A 17,092-nucleotide genomic window follows, 5' to 3' on the forward strand; every position below is an offset into this window, starting at 1 on the left:
TTCGTGCATGGATAATTTTATTGTTTCTGCGCGGAAATACAGACCAGTCACCTTTGACTCCGTAGTTGGCCAGCAACACATTACCGGTACCCTTAAGAATGCAATTCATAATAATCAATTAGCACAAGCATTTTTATTTTGTGGTCCACGTGGTGTGGGGAAGACTACCTGTGCTCGTATTCTAGCAAAAACAATTAATTGTGAACATATTACGGATTCAAATGAGGCCTGTGGTCAGTGTGATAGCTGTAAGTCTTTTCAAAATGGAAATTCATTCAGTATTCATGAGCTAGATGCAGCCTCCAACAACTCGGTTGATGATATCCGTTCGTTGATTGATCAGGTAAGAATTCCACCTCAAACGGGGAAATACAAGATTTATATCATTGATGAGGTTCACATGCTTTCACAACAGGCTTTCAATGCATTTTTGAAAACCTTAGAAGAGCCACCTTCCTATGCGATCTTTATCTTAGCAACGACTGAAAAACATAAGATTCTTCCAACTATTCTTTCTCGATGTCAAATCTTTGATTTCAACAGAATCAAGGTTGAGGATATGGCGAACCATCTTGCTGCAATTGCAGGGAAAGAAGGGGTTACCTATGAGATGGATGGCTTGCATGTCATTGCTCAGAAAGCTGACGGCGGACTTCGGGATGCACTTTCGATGTTTGACCAGATCGTTAGTTTTTCAAATAAAAACCTTACTTATCAAGCCGTAATCAATAATCTGAATATCTTGGATTATGATTATTATTTTCAGTTAATGGATTCGCTAGCAAAACAAGATGCAGCTAATAGTCTTTTGGTCTTTGATAAGGTGTTAAATAATGGTTTTGATGGGGGACATTTTATTGCTGGACTATCTTCTCATATCAGGAACTTATTGGTAAGCAAGGAACCGAGTACCTTAAAGTTGCTTGAGGTAAGTGAAAATGTAAAGAAAAGATATCTAGAACAGTCTCAAGCATTATCCAGTGGTTTATTGCTATCGGCCTTAAACATTGCCAATCAATGTGAGGTGAATTATCGAAGCAGTAAAAACCAACGCTTACAGGTGGAGCTATCTTTGTTAAAGATGTGCCATATTGCGAGTGCCATACAACTTGGAGCGGAAGGGGTGTCAGCACTAGCTGAATTAAAAAAAAAACTCCCTAACTCAGGTGTAAGTCCTCAATCTGCAAGCAGCTCAATACCAGTATCCACAGGTCATATAGCAAATACAACAAAGCCGGCAGCTTCAATTCCGAAGCCTATGGCAAGTCCTGTTGTTGCTAAACCTGAGCCGGCGGCAAATTCAACGATCCCAAGCAGCAATCCTTCTTCAGAATCTCCAAAACCCGCTTCTAAAGGCTGGGGTAATATTAAAACATCGGTTGCCATTCCTAATTTGAATACCATTTTTGAGGATAAGAAAAAGGATGGGGAGGAAGAGAATGAGTTAGTTGAAGGAAATGAATTCTATGAAGTAACTCAGAACTCATTTTTAAGTAAATGGAATGAGTTTGCGGAAAAACTTCGGTCAGAGAGTAAAATTACCTTATATACGATTATGACTTCCAACGCTCCTGTTTTGGAAGGTTCCAAAATTAAGGTTGAGGTTGAGAATATGGTGCAGATGGAGGAATTGAAGTTGGGTAAGATCGATATGCTGAATTACCTACGGGTTCAACTACGAAATTTCTCTTTGGATATAGATGGCGTAATGGTTGAGAAGACCAAGGAAAGGAAGCCATATACCTCACAGGAAAAGTATCAGGCGATGGTTGCCAAAAACCCTTTGCTTGATGAGTTAAGAAAAACATTTGATTTGGGTTTAAGCTAATCAATTTCTTTTCTACCTTTGTACGAATTATTTGAGGGTGTAATTCCCTTTTATTCATAAATATTACACATGCAAAATTTTCAACGTAGGGACAGGTCGGAGAAACGAGAAACCAATCAAATGGTTTTTGGTATTCGTGCTGTCATGGAAGCTATTGATAGCGGGAAGGAAATCGAATCCTTATTTGTTCAACGCGGGTTATCAGGTCCATTGTTTGCAGAGTTCAAAGCTTTGGTCAAGGAACAGAATTTAGCTTATCAACAAGTTCCTATTGAAAAACTTAATCGTATTACACGTAAGAACCACCAAGGGATTGTTGCGGTTATTTCACCGATTACGTATCAAGATATTGAAGATTTATTGCCAAGTATTTATGAAAAAGGAGAGACTCCTTTGTTATTGATGTTAGATGGGGTGACTGATGTACGTAATATGGGCGCGATTGCACGTACTGCGGAATGTGCGGGTGTTCATGCGATCATTGTTCCTAAGAAAGGATCAGCGGAAATCAATCCAGATGCGATCAAGACTTCGGCAGGAGCCTTATATAAGATTCCAGTTTGTAGGCAAGACTCCTTGCCACGAGTGGCAAGATATCTAATTGATTCAGGGATTCAATTGGTCGTGAGTACTGAGAAAACAAAAGAATCAATTTATGATGTAGATTATACAGCCCCTAGCTGTATTATTATGGGCGCAGAGGATGTTGGCGTTTCAGATGATTTGATTCGTATTTCAGATAAACTGGCTAAGATTCCGATGTTTGGTGAGATTGAGTCGCTTAACGTGTCTGTTTCGGCGGCAGTAGTGATTTATGAAGCAGTTAGACAACGCAATATTTCTTAAAATTAATTGGAAAAATTAAGGAAATCAGTAAGTAGGCAATTTCGAGTCTATCGCTATGTGATGTATCGAGAGACCTTAGTTGACATCAGAGAGCATATTTGGTCCTTTTTTGGGGCATTTATAGGGATTGGGATTATTGCTTTCCTACAGTCCTTGCAATTTTCGGGATTAGAAAACGTATTCTTGATTGGCTCCTTTGGAGCCTCTGCTGTTTTAGTATATGGAGCCATTCAAAGTCCATTAGCCCAGCCAAGAAACCTGGTTGTCGGTCATGTGGTATCTGCTATTGTGGGGGTAACAGTTGCAAAGCTATTGCCGGACGTTATTTGGATGACGGCACCATTAGCCGTAGCCAGTTCGATAGTGGCGATGCAGGTTACACGAAGCTTGCATCCACCGGGCGGAGCTACTGCATTAATTGCAGTGAGTGGAGGAGCTAAAATAACGGAACTAGGCTATTGGTATGTACTTTCTCCTGTGTTTTCTGGCGCATTAATCTTATTGTTAGTTGCATTGATTTTTAATAATATCACTAAAAAGAGGCATTATCCAGTTCGATATTCCAGGTTGAGACGATCTAGAAGAAGGCAATTGAGACAACGGTTTTTAAATAAGCAGACCAATATTTAGAATATTGGTCTTTTTTATGCGTAATATTTGCACGTTTATGCGTTATTTGTTTTGAAATTAAGAATAAACAAATAACTTTACGGTAATCTACCGAATGTCCAATGAAACACCTAACCCTGATGAATAGCTTTGCTATTTTTGCATTATCGCTTGGCAGTACATTTTGTGTTCAAGCTCAGACTTCATTACAAATTGAAAATGCGATCCTGAAGGATCAAAAAAGTTTTTATTACATCAATTTCAAGGAATACCCCAAATCATTAAAGAATCTACCTATTGGAGTTTTTGACTCTGGAACAGGAGGTCTAACAGTCTTAGATGCCTTAGTTAATTTTGATGAGCATAATAACCATTCAAAAAGCAATGGCAAAGATGGGATTCTAGATTTTAGAAACGAGAATTTTATTTATTTGGCTGATCAGGCAAATATGCCCTATGGAAACTACCATTCAGCAAAAAAAGACGATTTGTTGATAGAGCATATTATTAAGGATTTTCAGTTTTTATTATCGAATAAATACTATCCGAGTTATGATTCACCAAAGTATAAATCCGATAAAGAGAAGGTAAAAGCGATTGTGATTGCTTGTAATACGGCCACTGCTTATGGATACAAGGATGCCGAAGCATTTATGCATAAAACAAATCTGAATGTTCCTGTAATAGGTGTTATCAATGCAGCTGCTAGAGGTACTTTAGCGTTGTTTGATAAAAATGAATCAGGTTCAATTGCGGTGTTTGCAACGGTAGGTACGGTTGCCTCGGGAGGATATGAGAGAACTTTGCGAGAACAGATTTCGCAACTGGGTTTAACAGGAGATATCCAAATATACAATCAAGGTGGTCACGGCGTGGCGGAGGCAGTTGATGAGGAGCCTGATTTTATCAAGCGGAGTGCACAAGACCCAAGATCAGATTATCGCGGTCCTGCCTTGGATAATAAAGACTTTCAAATAGATCGCACCTTATTGGATATCTATAATTTTAACTTTGATAAAAATCAAATGTTATGCGATAGCAAGGATACGGAAGACTGCAGTGTGATGCAGATAAATTCATCGGAGAATTATATTCGTTATCATTTAGTGAGTCTTTTGGAGCAAATGCGAAAAACCGAAGGAGCGAAACCTTTGAAATCTATGATTCTAGGTTGTACGCATTATCCATATCTAGTTAAAGAAATCAATCAAGTACTAGCTGAGTTGAAAGAGTATAAAGGGAATGATGGTGAATTTAAGTACAAGGCATTGATAGATGATGAGGTGCATATTATAGATCCTTCCGTTTTTGTTGCCAGAGAATTATATGAGGCACTTGAGCAAAAGGATCTATTTAATGGGAAAGGGGATATGTTGAGAAATTCAGAGTTTTATATTTCCGTTCCAAATCAGGATAATAGGTCTGTTGAATTAGAGGGGCAGGAGGCGAGATTTACGTATAATTATAAGTATGGTCGTCAGGAAAATGAAATTCAGGAGTATGTTAAGGTTGTTCCGTTTGATAAAGGGAATGTTTCGGAGATGACATTAGATCGATTTAAAGCTGTAATTCCGAATACGTATGAATTAATGCGAAATTTTTCAAATGGAAATAAAAAGATGAAGAAGCATAAAGAAAATATCAGAATAAAATAAAAAAAATAAGCTCCTAATTAGGAGCTTATTTTTTTTATGCTTAAAATCTACTTCTAGATTCTCTGTCTCTACGTTTTCCTGAGAAATCACGGAAACCACCACCAGAACCGCCTCTGTCGCCACCTCTATCACTTCTGTCTCTACGACCAGATCCACCACGCGAACCTCTGTCACCACCTCTATCACCTCTGTCTCTGCGGTCACCACCACCACCTCCAGAGCGACGTCTTCCGCCTCTGTCTGAAGAAGGTCTGTCACCAGAAACTTCAATTCTTACATTTCTTCCGTTGAAATCAACGCCTTTAAATCCTTGGAATACACTATCCACGTCAGCATCTAATACTTCGAAGAAAGTGAATACACCTTTAAGGTCTATTTTACCAACTGATTTTCCGGAGATTTTACCTTTATTACAAATAAAAGAAAGCATTTCTCCACGGCTGAACTCATCTACTGATCCAAGGTTGATAAATAATCTAGTATAACCTTTAGATCCAGTACGACGCTCACCTCTTTCAGAACGTTCTCCTCTCGCTTCGCGAGCTTCCATGTTCAAGTCAGGGGCATCTTGATAATAGTTCAAGAATCTGTTAAATTCTAGAGATGCAAATCTTTTGATTACCTCTTCTTTGGATAGGTCTTGAAGACTTTCCATAATTTGAGGTAAGAAAGCATTGATTTGCTCCTCATGTACTTCTACGTTGTGAACTTTGTCCACGATAGAGAACAATTGTTTTTCACATACTTCAGTACCTTGAGGCACTTGCTTGCGGATAAACTCTTTTCCGATAATCTTTTCGATATGACGGATTTTACTCATTTCTTTCACATTGATTAATGAGATAGAAATACCAGTTTTACCGGCACGAGCAGTACGACCAGAACGGTGCGTATAGTTTTCCACTTCATCAGGCAATGAGTAGTTAATAACGTGAGTTACGTCATTTACGTCAATACCACGTGCAGCAACGTCCGTAGCGATTAGAAGCTGTAAGTTGCGCTCGCGATAACGTTTCATTACCTTATCACGTTGCTGTTGCGAAAGATCACCATGTAGTGAGTCGGCGTTATAACCGTCTTTGATCAATGCTTCAGCAATTTCTTGGGTTTCAATTTTAGTACGACAGAATACAATACCAAAGATATCAGGATAGAAATCGACAATACGTTTAAAAGCAGCGTATTTATCTTTTGCTTTAATCATGAAATATTGGTGTTCAATATTTTCGTTCCCCGTATTTTTAGTACCTACAGTCAGTTCTTGCGGATCAGTCATGTAGTTTTGTGCAATACGGCGCACTTCTTTAGGCATAGTTGCAGAGAACAACCATGTTTTTTTGTCGTCAGGAGTTTCCGAAAGGATATTGTTGATGTCCTCTTGGAATCCCATGTTTAACATTTCGTCAGCTTCGTCTAGCACTACATAGCGAACATTGGAGAAATCGATGGCATTACGGCCAATGATGTCCAGCATTCTACCTGGAGTTGCAACAACGATTTGAACGCCACGACGAATCTGGCGTAATTGATCACCGATATTGGCACCGCCATAAACGGCAACCACATGTACGTTATCGATGTACTTGGCAAATTTTTCTAGGTCTCTTGCGATTTGCAAACATAGCTCACGCGTTGGACATAGAACCAATGCTTGAGGTTGTTTTGATGAAAAGTCTAGTTGTTCTAAAAGTGGAAGACCAAATGCCGCTGTCTTCCCTGTACCTGTTTGGGCTAATCCGACAAAATCGTCGTTACCAGTCAGTAATACAGGAATGGCTTTTTCCTGGATGGGAGAAGGTTTCTCGAAACCTAACTCAGTGATGGCATTAACAATCTCATGACGGATTCCCAGTTCTAAAAATGGGTTCATGAAATAAAATATACAATAGGCACAATTGCCTAAGGCGGTGCAAAGGTAACCACAATAATTGATATATCCTAATTTTCAATAGCTTGAGGATTAAAAACTACCATTTTTATTAAAAATAGTTGAATTGGTGATATTCAGTGAATTAAAATATCTTTATTAAAAATTTATTCTTATCTGTTGATATAAGGTATTGGTTTAAAAATCAATACTTTTAAAATAAAATCATTGATATTTTACAAAATGAAGTGAGGAGGCAAATATTTTTCAATAATAATATTTTGGAGATATTAAAAATAGCCAAAATATATTCTGATAAATAATTTCAATTAAGAATTATTGTAAAACAATTGCGGGTTATTAGGGGAAATTTGAACTAATTGGGAGAGTTTGTATTGAATTTATAATGATTCGTTAATTATTTTAATTTTTTTGTAGGTTTGATTCTTTAATTATTCATCTAAATTTATGTGGTATAAAAAATCAATTTCAAAATTAGTTTCTGAGGCGGAGCAGAGTGGGGAAGGTACGCTGAAGCGGACCTTATCGAGCTCGGGGCTTATTGCCTTAGGGATTGGGGCCATTATTGGAGCTGGATTATTCTCGCTGACGGGGATAGCAGCAGCAGACCATGCTGGACCTGCTGTAATGATTTCATTTATTATTGCAGCTGTAGGATGTGCCTTTGCGGGTTTGTGTTATGCTGAATTTGCTTCGATGATTCCGGTTGCGGGGAGTGCCTATACGTACTCATATGCAACAATGGGGGAGTTTATGGCCTGGATTATTGGTTGGGATCTTGTCTTGGAATATGCATTGGCGGCAGCGACAGTTGCAGTCAGCTGGTCTCAATATGTGAATGAGCTGTTCTTGCTCCTGGGAATACATCTTCCTCCAGAAGTTCTTTCGGGACCTTTTGAGGGAGGCGTGATTAACTTACCTGCTATCATAATTGTTTGTTTGCTATCCTTATTATTAATGCGAGGAACACAAGAGTCTTCCTTTGTGAATAATATTTTGGTTATCCTGAAGGTAGCCGTAGTAATTTTATTTATTGTATTGGGATGGCAGTTTATTGACCCAGCAAATCATAGCCCATTAATTCCAGTGAATGAAGGTGAGGAGATGGTTAAAAATGGTCAAATGGGATTTTGGGAGTTCTGGAATAGTGATTATCGGGGACACTATGGCTGGACCGGGATTCTTCAAGCTGCAGGGGTAGTATTCTTTGCATTTATTGGATTTGATGCGGTCAGTACAGCAGCTCAGGAAGCCAAAGATCCTAAAAAAGGAATGCCAATTGGGATTATCGGTTCGTTGATAGTCTGTACTATTTTATATGTATTGTTTGCATACGTAATGACTGGATTAGCACCATATACTATTTTTAGTGGGGATGCGAAACCAGTAGCAACAGCATTTGAAAAAACGGGATATCACTTCTTGAATACAGCGATGATTGTGACTATTATTGCTGGTTATACCTCTGTAATCCTAGTGATGTTATTAGGTCAAAGTAGGGTGTTCTATTCAATGAGTAAGGATGGATTGTTGCCAAAGTTATTCTCTGATTTATCAAAGAGACAAACTCCTTGGAAAACAAACTTGATTTTCATGGTTTTTGTAAGTTTATTCGCGGGTTTTGTTCCAGTATCTGATTTAGGACATATGGTGAGTATAGGAACATTATTTGCCTTCACCCTTGTTTGTATTGGCGTTTTGGTATTGCGTAAAACTAATCCTACCATTGAAAGACCATTTAAAACACCATTGGTTCCATTAGTTCCAATTTTAGGGATTTTAGTATGTGTCTTGATGATGGCTGGTCTTCCGATAGAAAGTTGGGAACGATTAGGGATCTGGATGCTAATTGGAGTTGTGCTCTATTTCTTATATGGGCATAAACATTCAAAGATCAGAAAAGAGAAAGAAGCAGAAGCTTCAGGACCATCTGAATAAAAGAAGATAATATTTTTTTTAAGGGGTAGGGCATTTGCTTTCTACCCCTTTGTTTTTTTAACTTAAGGATATGAAACTTACAGCCATACAACCCATTTTATATAGCAAGGATATTGAGGAATCAATTATTTTTTATTGCGAGGTATTAGGATTCAGGTTAATTTCTAGTTCAGAGAATTTATCCTGGGTCAGATTTCAAAAGGATGAAGTACAACTCATGGTATCAAAAGCTCCAGATTCTGTTTCCTTTAGCAAGCCGATTTTTACGGGGAGTTTATATATGGTTTGTGAGGATGTTTCCGCTATTTGGGAGGCACTAAAAGATACTGTTGAGGTATGTTATGAGCTGGAAGATTTTGAATGGGGGATGCGGGAGTTTGGTATCTATGATAACAATGGATATGTCTTGCAATTTGGCGAGGAAATAAAATAAAAAAGAAGACCTGCTAGCGCAGGCCTTCTTCATGATTGTATGTTGTTTAGCTTATTGCGAATTTATTCTTAGAATAAAGTGAACTCAACACGACGATTTAACTGACGTCCTTCTGGAGTACTGTTAGTTGCAATAGGTTGGTTAGGACCATATCCAGTTGCTTCGATACGTGACGCGTTAGCTCCTTTAGATACTAAGTAAGCTTTTACTGATTCAGCACGTTCTTTAGATAAACGTAAGTTCAATTGTAATGAACCAGTGTTATCTGTGTGACCAGCCAATTTCAAACTGAAGTTTTTCTCGATCAATAGAGCAGCCACTCTGTTTAAAGATTCGTAAGATGTAGGACGAATAGTTGCTTTGCTCAAATCAAACTCAAGGTTTTTAATAGCTTCATCCACTACTTTTCTATCTTCTTCGGTAACAACGATTTTTTCAACTACTTTAGTTTCGTGTTTAACTTCAGGAAGAGGACATCCAGCACCATCAACTTTAGTTCCAGCTGGAGTGTCAGGACATTTATCAAATTTATTTGCTACCCCATCACCATCGTTATCTTCCAAACCAGCATTGATTTCGTCCATATTAGATTGTAATTTTTCATTAGCAGCAACTAAAGCATCGCGTTCAGCTTTTAACTCATCATATTTTGCTGCCATTGTTGCAACAGGGTTTGAATTACCTAAGTAAGGTTTATTTCCATCACCTAAAGCAATCTCTAAACCAGCATGAGCGTAAGAGAATAGGTCATTTTTGTATTGACCACCGCGGATACCGTCGAAGTTTTGGTTAGCCCAATTCAATTGATATCCTAAATCTACGTTAATACCACGCGCAACAGCGAATTTTAAACCAGCATCAACAGGAACAAAAAGTTTTGTTTGAGAATCAGCAGTTGTTGAAGTTTCACCTTCAGTAAGGGTTGTTTCAGAATTCAATGCTCCAATACCCACAGCGAAGTAAGGTTTGATAATGCTGTTAAAGAATCTCCAGTTCGTATTAGCTGCTGTAAACTCACCAGATAAAGCAGCAGACCAAGGAGTTTTAGTTTCGAACTCAATTCCTTCATCTTCATTTACACCACCAACTTTACCGCCCATATATTGAGCTTTAAGTCCGAAAGAAGGTGAGATTTGCTTTTTAATGTAAGCGGAGTAACCAACGTTGTGGTTTAATTTATCGAATCCAGCTCTGTTGAAGCCGAAAATATTGGATTGGTTTAGCACTCCTGCATTTACTCCAACTGACCAAGTTCTGTATTGCGAAGTTGGACCCAAAATGGTAGTACCTTCAACGGTAGCCGTGTTGGTTTGAGCGAAGGTTGCAGAAGAAATTAAAATAGCTGCGGCAATTGCGCTGGCTTTTTTAAAGTAGAGTGTTTTCATAATGTTATATGCTTTTATGTCTTTGGCAAGGCAAATTTGTTGCCAAAACAATTCGTTTTGGCAACAGTGCATAAAATATCATGTGTTTGTAGTCAAAATTCTATACCTATCCTTTCAGTACTCTGGCGAAAAAGGTTGGAATTTGAATGTTAAAAGCCATTTTCTTAATTACATTTGACTCCGTCAATTGTCTGAAAACACTTTTTTTACTTTTAGTAAGAATTAAAATATCTACTTGTTCATCTAATAGGACAGAGGTTATTGCCTGGGCAACGGTTTCTTTCTGTCGCATGAACAAAGTTTGAGGCTTGATAATATAGGAGATATCCGAAATACCTAATTCAGATTCAATTCTATCGATCCAATTTTTAAAATCAGCATCAATATCCTTTATAGGTCTATCCGTTGTGTTAACATGGATTAAAATCAAACGGTAATCAGTTTTGAACAAAGGGATTGCTTGTTGTAATGCAGTTAGCTCAGCCTCCTTGAAATTACATAACAAGGCAACATTGTCTTTTTTGAATTTTGTTGATGTTTCAGGAACTGCTAAAACTGGAGTGGTGGTATTAGAAATGGTGTCATAAGTATTGCTTCCAATAAATACAGCATCTAATCCAGAAGCACCATGTGTCCCCATTACAACGGCATCATAAGCAGTAGCGTTGGTTACAGCCTTGATTTCATCATATAGGTTTCCATCTTTGAAAATGCTATTTAGCTTTACAGATGGGAATTCTTGCTGATATTTTTCAAGGGTTGCAATCATGTTCTGTTCAGCTTCAGGAACTCTAGGGTCATTTAAAGGAGTATCTCCTTTAACATTCGCATAGGTATTTGAATGTTGAGAGAACACATGAATCAAGTCAATTTCCTGACCTGTTTGCTGAGCGATTTCAGCAGCATAATGGATTGCGTTATCAGAATTCTCACTAAAGTCAATTGGTATAAGTAATTTACTCATGCTGTATAGTTTTTTAAATTTTGTCGAAAAATGCGGGTTTGTTTAATTCTAGGGCTAAAGCCTTAGAAACAGAACGCTTAAACAATCTTTCGAAGAATGTTTTTCTACTTGGTGTGATTAATATAATTTGAGGGTTGACCTCAGAAATGATCTTACTCACCATTTCAGGGACAGAATCCAATTCAATGTCTTCTTTGTTGATAGGTTCGGCAATGGTTAGAACCTCGTGGATGGCTCCCATTTCACGAACATTATAAGCCCAAGAATTTAAATCATCTTTTACATTTTCTGGCTTAGGCCCATCTTTGAAAACATGGATTAATGTAAGGTCGTTCGGAATTCCGATTATTTCTTGAAACTCTTTTAGAGTGTCAAGTTCGGCAGCTTTAAAGTTTGTTAATAAGGCTGCGTGGTTAATATCAAAAGTAAATGCTTGATTAGGAATAACGATTACAGGCACTTCTGATTTGGATGCGACTGCGACGGTTGTCGAACCCCAGTACAAGGATTTTAATTGACTAGCCCCAGATGCTCCCATGACAATTAGAGCATATTTCCCAGATTGCGATAATTCAGTCAATTTATCAATGATTAAACTTCTGGAGCATTCAATACTGATATGCAGATCAGGATATGATTTAACCAGTTGTGTTTGGAGTTCCTGAATTTTTTGATCCGCCAATAAGCCGGAACCATTGCTTTCCTCAGAAGAATCTTCACCGACAGAGCTTGTCGTATAGCAATGTAATAGGTGGATGTTATGACCTTTTCCTTGGGCAAGTTGGCAGGCATAATCGGCCGCGAATCTTGCATTTTCAGAAAAATCAGTTGGGACAATAATTGTCATTTCCATGAATTATTTTGTTGTGTGTTTTTCCTGAGATAAATTTAGTAAAAATATGCGTCATATTAATAAAAATTGGCTTGAAGGGGGAGTTTCCTCATCAAATTTAAGTAAGTTTGCAGCTAAAATTAGATACGAATTAAATGACTAGTAGAGATATACGTCAAGCCTTTTTAGATTTTTTTAAAAGTAAGGGGCATCAAATTGTTCCATCAGCACCTGTAGTAGTGAAGAATGACCCTACATTAATGTTTACAAATGCAGGGATGAACCAATTCAAGGAGTTGTTTCTAGGAGAAGCTGTAGCAAAATATCCTCGTGTTGCGGATACTCAGCGTTGCCTTCGTGTTTCTGGTAAGCATAATGACCTTGAAGAAGTAGGGATAGATACCTATCACCATACCTTATTTGAAATGTTGGGGAATTGGTCATTTGGTGATTATTTCAAGAAAGAAGCTATTGAGTGGGCTTGGGAACTTTTGACGGAGGTATTAAAATTAGATAAGGACCGTTTATATGTCACTATTTTCGAGGGAGATGCAACAGAAGGATTGCAAAGAGACGAAGAGGCCTTCAATCTTTGGAAAGCCTTGATTCCGGAAGATAGAATTCTATTAGGGAATAAAAAAGATAATTTCTGGGAGATGGGTGACACGGGTCCATGTGGTCCTTGTTCCGAGATCCATTATGATATGCGCTCAACCGAAGAACGCGAAGCAGTAAAAGGCCAGGATTTGGTAAATATGGATGATCCGCAGGTTATTGAGATCTGGAATCTGGTATTTATGCAGTTCAACAGGCTAAAAGATGGTAGCTTAGTATCCTTACCAGCAAAACATGTGGATACGGGAATGGGCTTTGAACGTTTGGTTCGTGCTATTCAAGGGAAATCTTCGAATTATGATACAGATGTATTTCAACCATTGATTCAATTTATAGCGAAGAAATCAGGAATTGAATATGGAGCAGACGAAAAGACAGATATCGCAATGCGAGTATTATCTGACCATATTCGTGCTGTTAGTTTTGCGATTGCAGATGGGCAATTGCCATCAAATAATAAGGCAGGATATGTGATCCGTCGTATTTTAAGACGGGCGGTTCGTTATGCCTATACCTTCCTTCATTTCAAAAATCCATTTATTCATGAATTAGTTCCAGTATTGGCAGAGCAGTTCAAAGGAGTTTTTGATGAGTTATATCAACAACAGGATTTTGTTGAAAAGGTGATTTTAGAAGAAGAGGTTTCGTTTTTGAGAACCTTGACCCAAGGAATTCAACGTTTTGAATCTTATGCAAGTGATAATAAGACCATTGATGGTGAATTTGCCTTTGAATTATTCGATACATTTGGATTCCCAATTGACTTGACCGAATTATTGGCAAGAGAACAAGGGTTGAGCGTTGATATGAATGGCTTTCAACAAGCATTACTAGCACAAAAAGAAAGATCGAGAGCAGCAACAGCAATTGATACCGGAGATTGGGTTTTGGTGAATGATGATGAAGAAAGTGAATTTGTAGGATATGACTCCTTAAATGCTACTACTGAGATTGTAAAATATAGAAAAGTTTCAAGTAAAGGTAAGGATCAATTCCAGTTGGTTTTGACTGAAACACCATTCTATGCAGAAGGTGGGGGTCAGGTTGGTGATAAGGGCTATATTCGATCGTTGGATACCAATGAAAAAGTAAGTATCATCGATACGAAAAAAGAGAATGGATTGTTCATTCATTTTGTGAACCAATTACCTTCTGTATTAACAGGAAGTTTTGAGGCAGTTGTGGATGGACAGAAAAGAAAAGATACAGAGGCGAACCACTCAGCTACGCATTTGCTACATGCTGCATTGAAGCAGGTATTAGGTGACCATGTGAATCAAAAAGGTTCATTGGTTTCTCCAGATGTTTTACGTTTTGACTTTTCTCATTTTGCGAAATTAACTTATGAGGAAATTAAGCAAATCGAGGATATTGTCAATGCGAAAATCAGACAGGATATTCCATTAAAAGAAGAGCGCAATGTGCCATTCCAAAAGGCGATTGACTCGGGAGTTACTGCATTGTTTGGTGAGAAATATGGTGATCATGTTCGTGTGATTACATTCGACGATACTTATTCCAAGGAATTATGTGGGGGTACTCACGTAGCTGCGACAGGTCAAATAGGTTTCTTTAAGATTCTTTCAGAATCAGCGGTTGCTGCAGGCGTAAGAAGGATTGAAGCCATTACAGGTACACGCTCTGAATTGGTTATTCGGGAGCATTTTGAATTATTGGATAATCTAAAGGAATTGATGAACAATCCGAAGGATTTTGTTTCAGCACTTTCCAAGTTGTTGGATGAGAATAATTCATTGAAGAAAGAAATTGAGAATTACGTAAAAGAGAAGTCTCAAGGTCTTAAGGATGAGATCGAGAAGAAGTTAGAAAAAGTTGGGGATATCAACTATGTTGCTACGATTGTTGATCTTCCGAGCGTGGATGCTGTGAAAACATTGGCTTATACCTTGAAAGGAGCGATTAATGATATTTTCATCGTCTTAGGTGCAGTTATAGATGGTAAGCCAAGTATTACGGTGATGATCTCTGATAACCTGGCGAAGGAAAAAGGAATGCATGCTGGAAATATCGTTAGGGATTTAGCGAAGGAAATCCAAGGTGGTGGAGGTGGTCAACCCTTCTTTGCTACAGCTGGAGGTAAGGATGCTTCAGGTTTAGAAAAAGCGATTTCAAAATCTAGAGAGTACATAAAATAAAGGAATGAAAAAGTTTGCAATACAAATTGGATTACTAGGATTATTGGCAACAACCTTTGCTGCCTGTTCAAATTCTGATACCATTCAAATTTCTGGAGTGATAGAAAACCCAGGTAATGTAAAAGTCGTTAGCTTTTATGAGGGTGATCAAAAGTTAGATTCCACGTTTATTGCAGATGGTAATAGGTTTAAATTTGAGAGGCCAGCTACCCAAGAGCGTTTGCTTACATTGGCAGTTGGGAAAAATAGATATCCCATAATATTAGAACCAGGTAAGGCCGTTGAATTCAATGTTAATCTACAGAGTCCAGAGCAGTATGATATTCAAGGTTCCGAGTTATCTCAAAAATTAAAAGAATTTGCTGTTCAGAAATCACGGATTGATTTTGTGAGAGATTCCTTGCAACAATCATTTTCCAGTGCGACGGCGGATATGGATGCCAATGGTATTCAAAACCTACGTTCGGAGATGTTGATGAAGTTTGAGCCTTTCTTTAAAAACTACATTGCTGAGGCTGTATCATTTGCACAGAAGAATAATGATTTAGCAGGTTTTTATGTCATGAGTACTTTGGATCCTGAAATGGCCGAGCCAGAATTAATAGCTTACGCTGACAAGATCAAGGATGAATTTCCGAACAACCGCTTTGTCAATGAGTTTAAGACAGAGGTTGATAAGTTGAGGAAATTGGCTGTTGGTCAAGTTGCACCAGAGATATTGGCTTATACTCCAGATAATAAAACCGTTAAATTGTCTGATTATAAAGGGAAGTATGTTTTGGTAGACTTTTGGGCTTCCTGGTGTATGCCATGTCGGGAAGAGAATCCAAATATCGTCAAACAATATAATGCTTTTAAAGATCGTAATTTTACTGTTTTAGGAGTTTCATTGGATAATAACCCAGGTTCATGGATGCGAGCGATCGAAGATGATAAATTGACTTGGACCAATATATCTGATTTACAGGCTTGGAGTTCGCCATTGATTATTGATTATTCGATAAAAGGCATCCCTGCATCATACTTATTAGATGAGCAAGGAGTGATTATTGCTAAGAATTTGAGAGGTAAGCAATTAGAAGATTTTTTAACGAAAACCTTAATAAAATAAGAATAGATTGTTAAGTCTATTTTAAGGCTTAACAATTTCATAACTTTTAGGTAACTTTATTTTATAATTAAGTATATACCTTTAGCAAAAAAAACAGCTTATATGGCCAATAATCAAAAGATTCTTGTGGTTGATGATGAATCGGATATTGTCGAACTTATTTCGTACAATTTAACCAAGGAAGGGTACCAAGTATATACGGCTTCGAATGGGAAAGAAGCTATTAAAGTAGCCAAAGAGGTTTTTCCGGACCTTATCATCTTAGATGTGATGATGCCTGAGATGGATGGGATAGAAGCTTGTCGATTAATGCGTTCTATGCCTGAATTCAAACAGGTTTTTATGGTTTTCTTAACAGCGCGGAGTGAGGAATATTCTGAGATTGCTGGTTTTCATGTAGGGGCAGATGATTATATTGCGAAGCCTATCAAACCAAGGGCATTAATGAGTCGGATTAATGCGATTTTAAGAAGAAATACAACAGAGGTCATCGATGATCAGGTGACGGATAAATTAGAGATTGCGGACCTTGTCATAGATAGAGATTCCTTTTTGGTATTTAGAGGAGATGAGAAGTTCGTATTAGCGAAGAAGGAATTTGAGTTATTATACCTTTTAGCTTCTAAACCAAATAAGGTTTTCACTAGGGAACAGATTTTAAAGGCGATATGGGAGGATTCAGTCGTTGTTACAAATCGGACCATCGATGTACACATTCGAAAGCTCCGAGAGAAGATCGGAGATAGCTATGTCACTACGGTAAAAGGGGTTGGCTATAAGTTCGAACTTGAATAAAAAATATTAATTACAAAACCGGACCAGATTGGTTCGG

At 37.9% G+C, this 17,092-nt stretch carries 13 protein-coding genes; 9 read left to right on the forward strand and 4 right to left on the reverse strand.

Features of this window, described 5'->3' with window-relative positions; all coding sequences use genetic code 11:
* Positions 1-7: 7 nt before the first annotated feature.
* The 4 genes from PZ892_RS04995 to PZ892_RS05010 all read left to right on the forward strand — a co-directional run bounded on the left by PZ892_RS04995 (position 8) and on the right by PZ892_RS05010 (position 4,938).
* A complete protein-coding gene (locus tag PZ892_RS04995; RefSeq protein ID WP_182499037.1) occupies positions 8-1,828 on the forward strand; it encodes a DNA polymerase III subunit gamma/tau in 1,821 nt (606 codons plus the stop codon).
* A gap of 69 nt (positions 1,829-1,897) precedes the next feature.
* The gene (rlmB, locus tag PZ892_RS05000) at positions 1,898-2,674 is read left to right on the forward strand and encodes a 23S rRNA (guanosine(2251)-2'-O)-methyltransferase RlmB (RefSeq protein WP_277712240.1); all 777 of its coding nucleotides are present in this window, start codon (positions 1,898-1,900) and stop codon (positions 2,672-2,674) included.
* A 6-nt stretch (positions 2,675-2,680) separates the two neighbouring features.
* Positions 2,681-3,304 (forward strand): HPP family protein, encoded by a 624-nt coding sequence (locus PZ892_RS05005; RefSeq protein WP_277712242.1) that lies wholly within the window; start codon positions 2,681-2,683, stop codon positions 3,302-3,304.
* Between the two features lie 101 nt (positions 3,305-3,405).
* On the forward strand, positions 3,406-4,938 hold the full coding sequence (locus PZ892_RS05010; RefSeq protein ID WP_277712243.1) for an aspartate/glutamate racemase family protein: 1,533 nt from the start codon (positions 3,406-3,408) through the stop codon (positions 4,936-4,938).
* A 40-nt stretch (positions 4,939-4,978) separates the two neighbouring features.
* Here PZ892_RS05010 and PZ892_RS05015 read toward each other — a convergent pair whose 3' ends face one another.
* Complete coding sequence (locus tag PZ892_RS05015) at positions 4,979-6,808, reverse strand: DEAD/DEAH box helicase (RefSeq protein WP_094280365.1); 1,830 nt, start codon at positions 6,806-6,808, stop codon at positions 4,979-4,981.
* A 465-nt stretch (positions 6,809-7,273) separates the two neighbouring features.
* Here PZ892_RS05015 and PZ892_RS05020 point away from each other — a divergent pair, with 465 nt between their 5' ends.
* Complete coding sequence (locus PZ892_RS05020; protein WP_182499033.1) at positions 7,274-8,764, forward strand: amino acid permease; 1,491 nt, start codon at positions 7,274-7,276, stop codon at positions 8,762-8,764.
* 70 nt (positions 8,765-8,834) lie between these two features.
* Positions 8,835-9,197 (forward strand): VOC family protein, encoded by a 363-nt coding sequence (locus PZ892_RS05025; RefSeq protein ID WP_182499032.1) that lies wholly within the window; start codon positions 8,835-8,837, stop codon positions 9,195-9,197.
* A gap of 68 nt (positions 9,198-9,265) precedes the next feature.
* On the opposite strand, the gene PZ892_RS05030 is transcribed toward PZ892_RS05025, so the two are convergent.
* The 3 genes from PZ892_RS05030 to PZ892_RS05040 all read right to left on the reverse strand — a co-directional run bounded on the left by PZ892_RS05030 (position 9,266) and on the right by PZ892_RS05040 (position 12,399).
* A complete protein-coding gene (locus tag PZ892_RS05030; protein WP_094280368.1) occupies positions 9,266-10,582 on the reverse strand; it encodes an OmpA family protein in 1,317 nt (438 codons plus the stop codon).
* 106 nt (positions 10,583-10,688) lie between these two features.
* Positions 10,689-11,546, reverse strand: coding sequence for a universal stress protein (locus PZ892_RS05035; protein WP_094280369.1), 858 nt, complete (start codon positions 11,544-11,546; stop codon positions 10,689-10,691).
* Positions 11,547-11,559: 13 nt separating this feature from the next.
* Positions 11,560-12,399, reverse strand: coding sequence for a universal stress protein (locus PZ892_RS05040; RefSeq protein ID WP_094258206.1), 840 nt, complete (start codon positions 12,397-12,399; stop codon positions 11,560-11,562).
* Positions 12,400-12,533: 134 nt separating this feature from the next.
* Between PZ892_RS05040 and alaS the strand changes: the two genes are divergently transcribed.
* From alaS to PZ892_RS05055, 3 genes are all read left to right on the forward strand, one after another.
* Positions 12,534-15,149, forward strand: coding sequence for an alanine--tRNA ligase (gene alaS, locus PZ892_RS05045; RefSeq protein WP_277712247.1), 2,616 nt, complete (start codon positions 12,534-12,536; stop codon positions 15,147-15,149).
* A gap of 4 nt (positions 15,150-15,153) precedes the next feature.
* Entirely contained in the window at positions 15,154-16,260 is a 1,107-nt protein-coding gene (locus PZ892_RS05050; RefSeq protein WP_277712248.1) for a TlpA disulfide reductase family protein, read from the forward strand.
* Between the two features lie 102 nt (positions 16,261-16,362).
* Positions 16,363-17,055: a response regulator transcription factor gene (locus PZ892_RS05055; protein WP_094258209.1), complete on the forward strand. Its 693-nt coding sequence runs from the start codon at positions 16,363-16,365 to the stop codon at positions 17,053-17,055.
* Positions 17,056-17,092: the final 37 nt, after the last annotated feature.

Source organism: Sphingobacterium sp. WM (assembly GCF_029542465.1).
Taxonomy (GTDB): domain Bacteria; phylum Bacteroidota; class Bacteroidia; order Sphingobacteriales; family Sphingobacteriaceae; genus Sphingobacterium; species Sphingobacterium cellulitidis.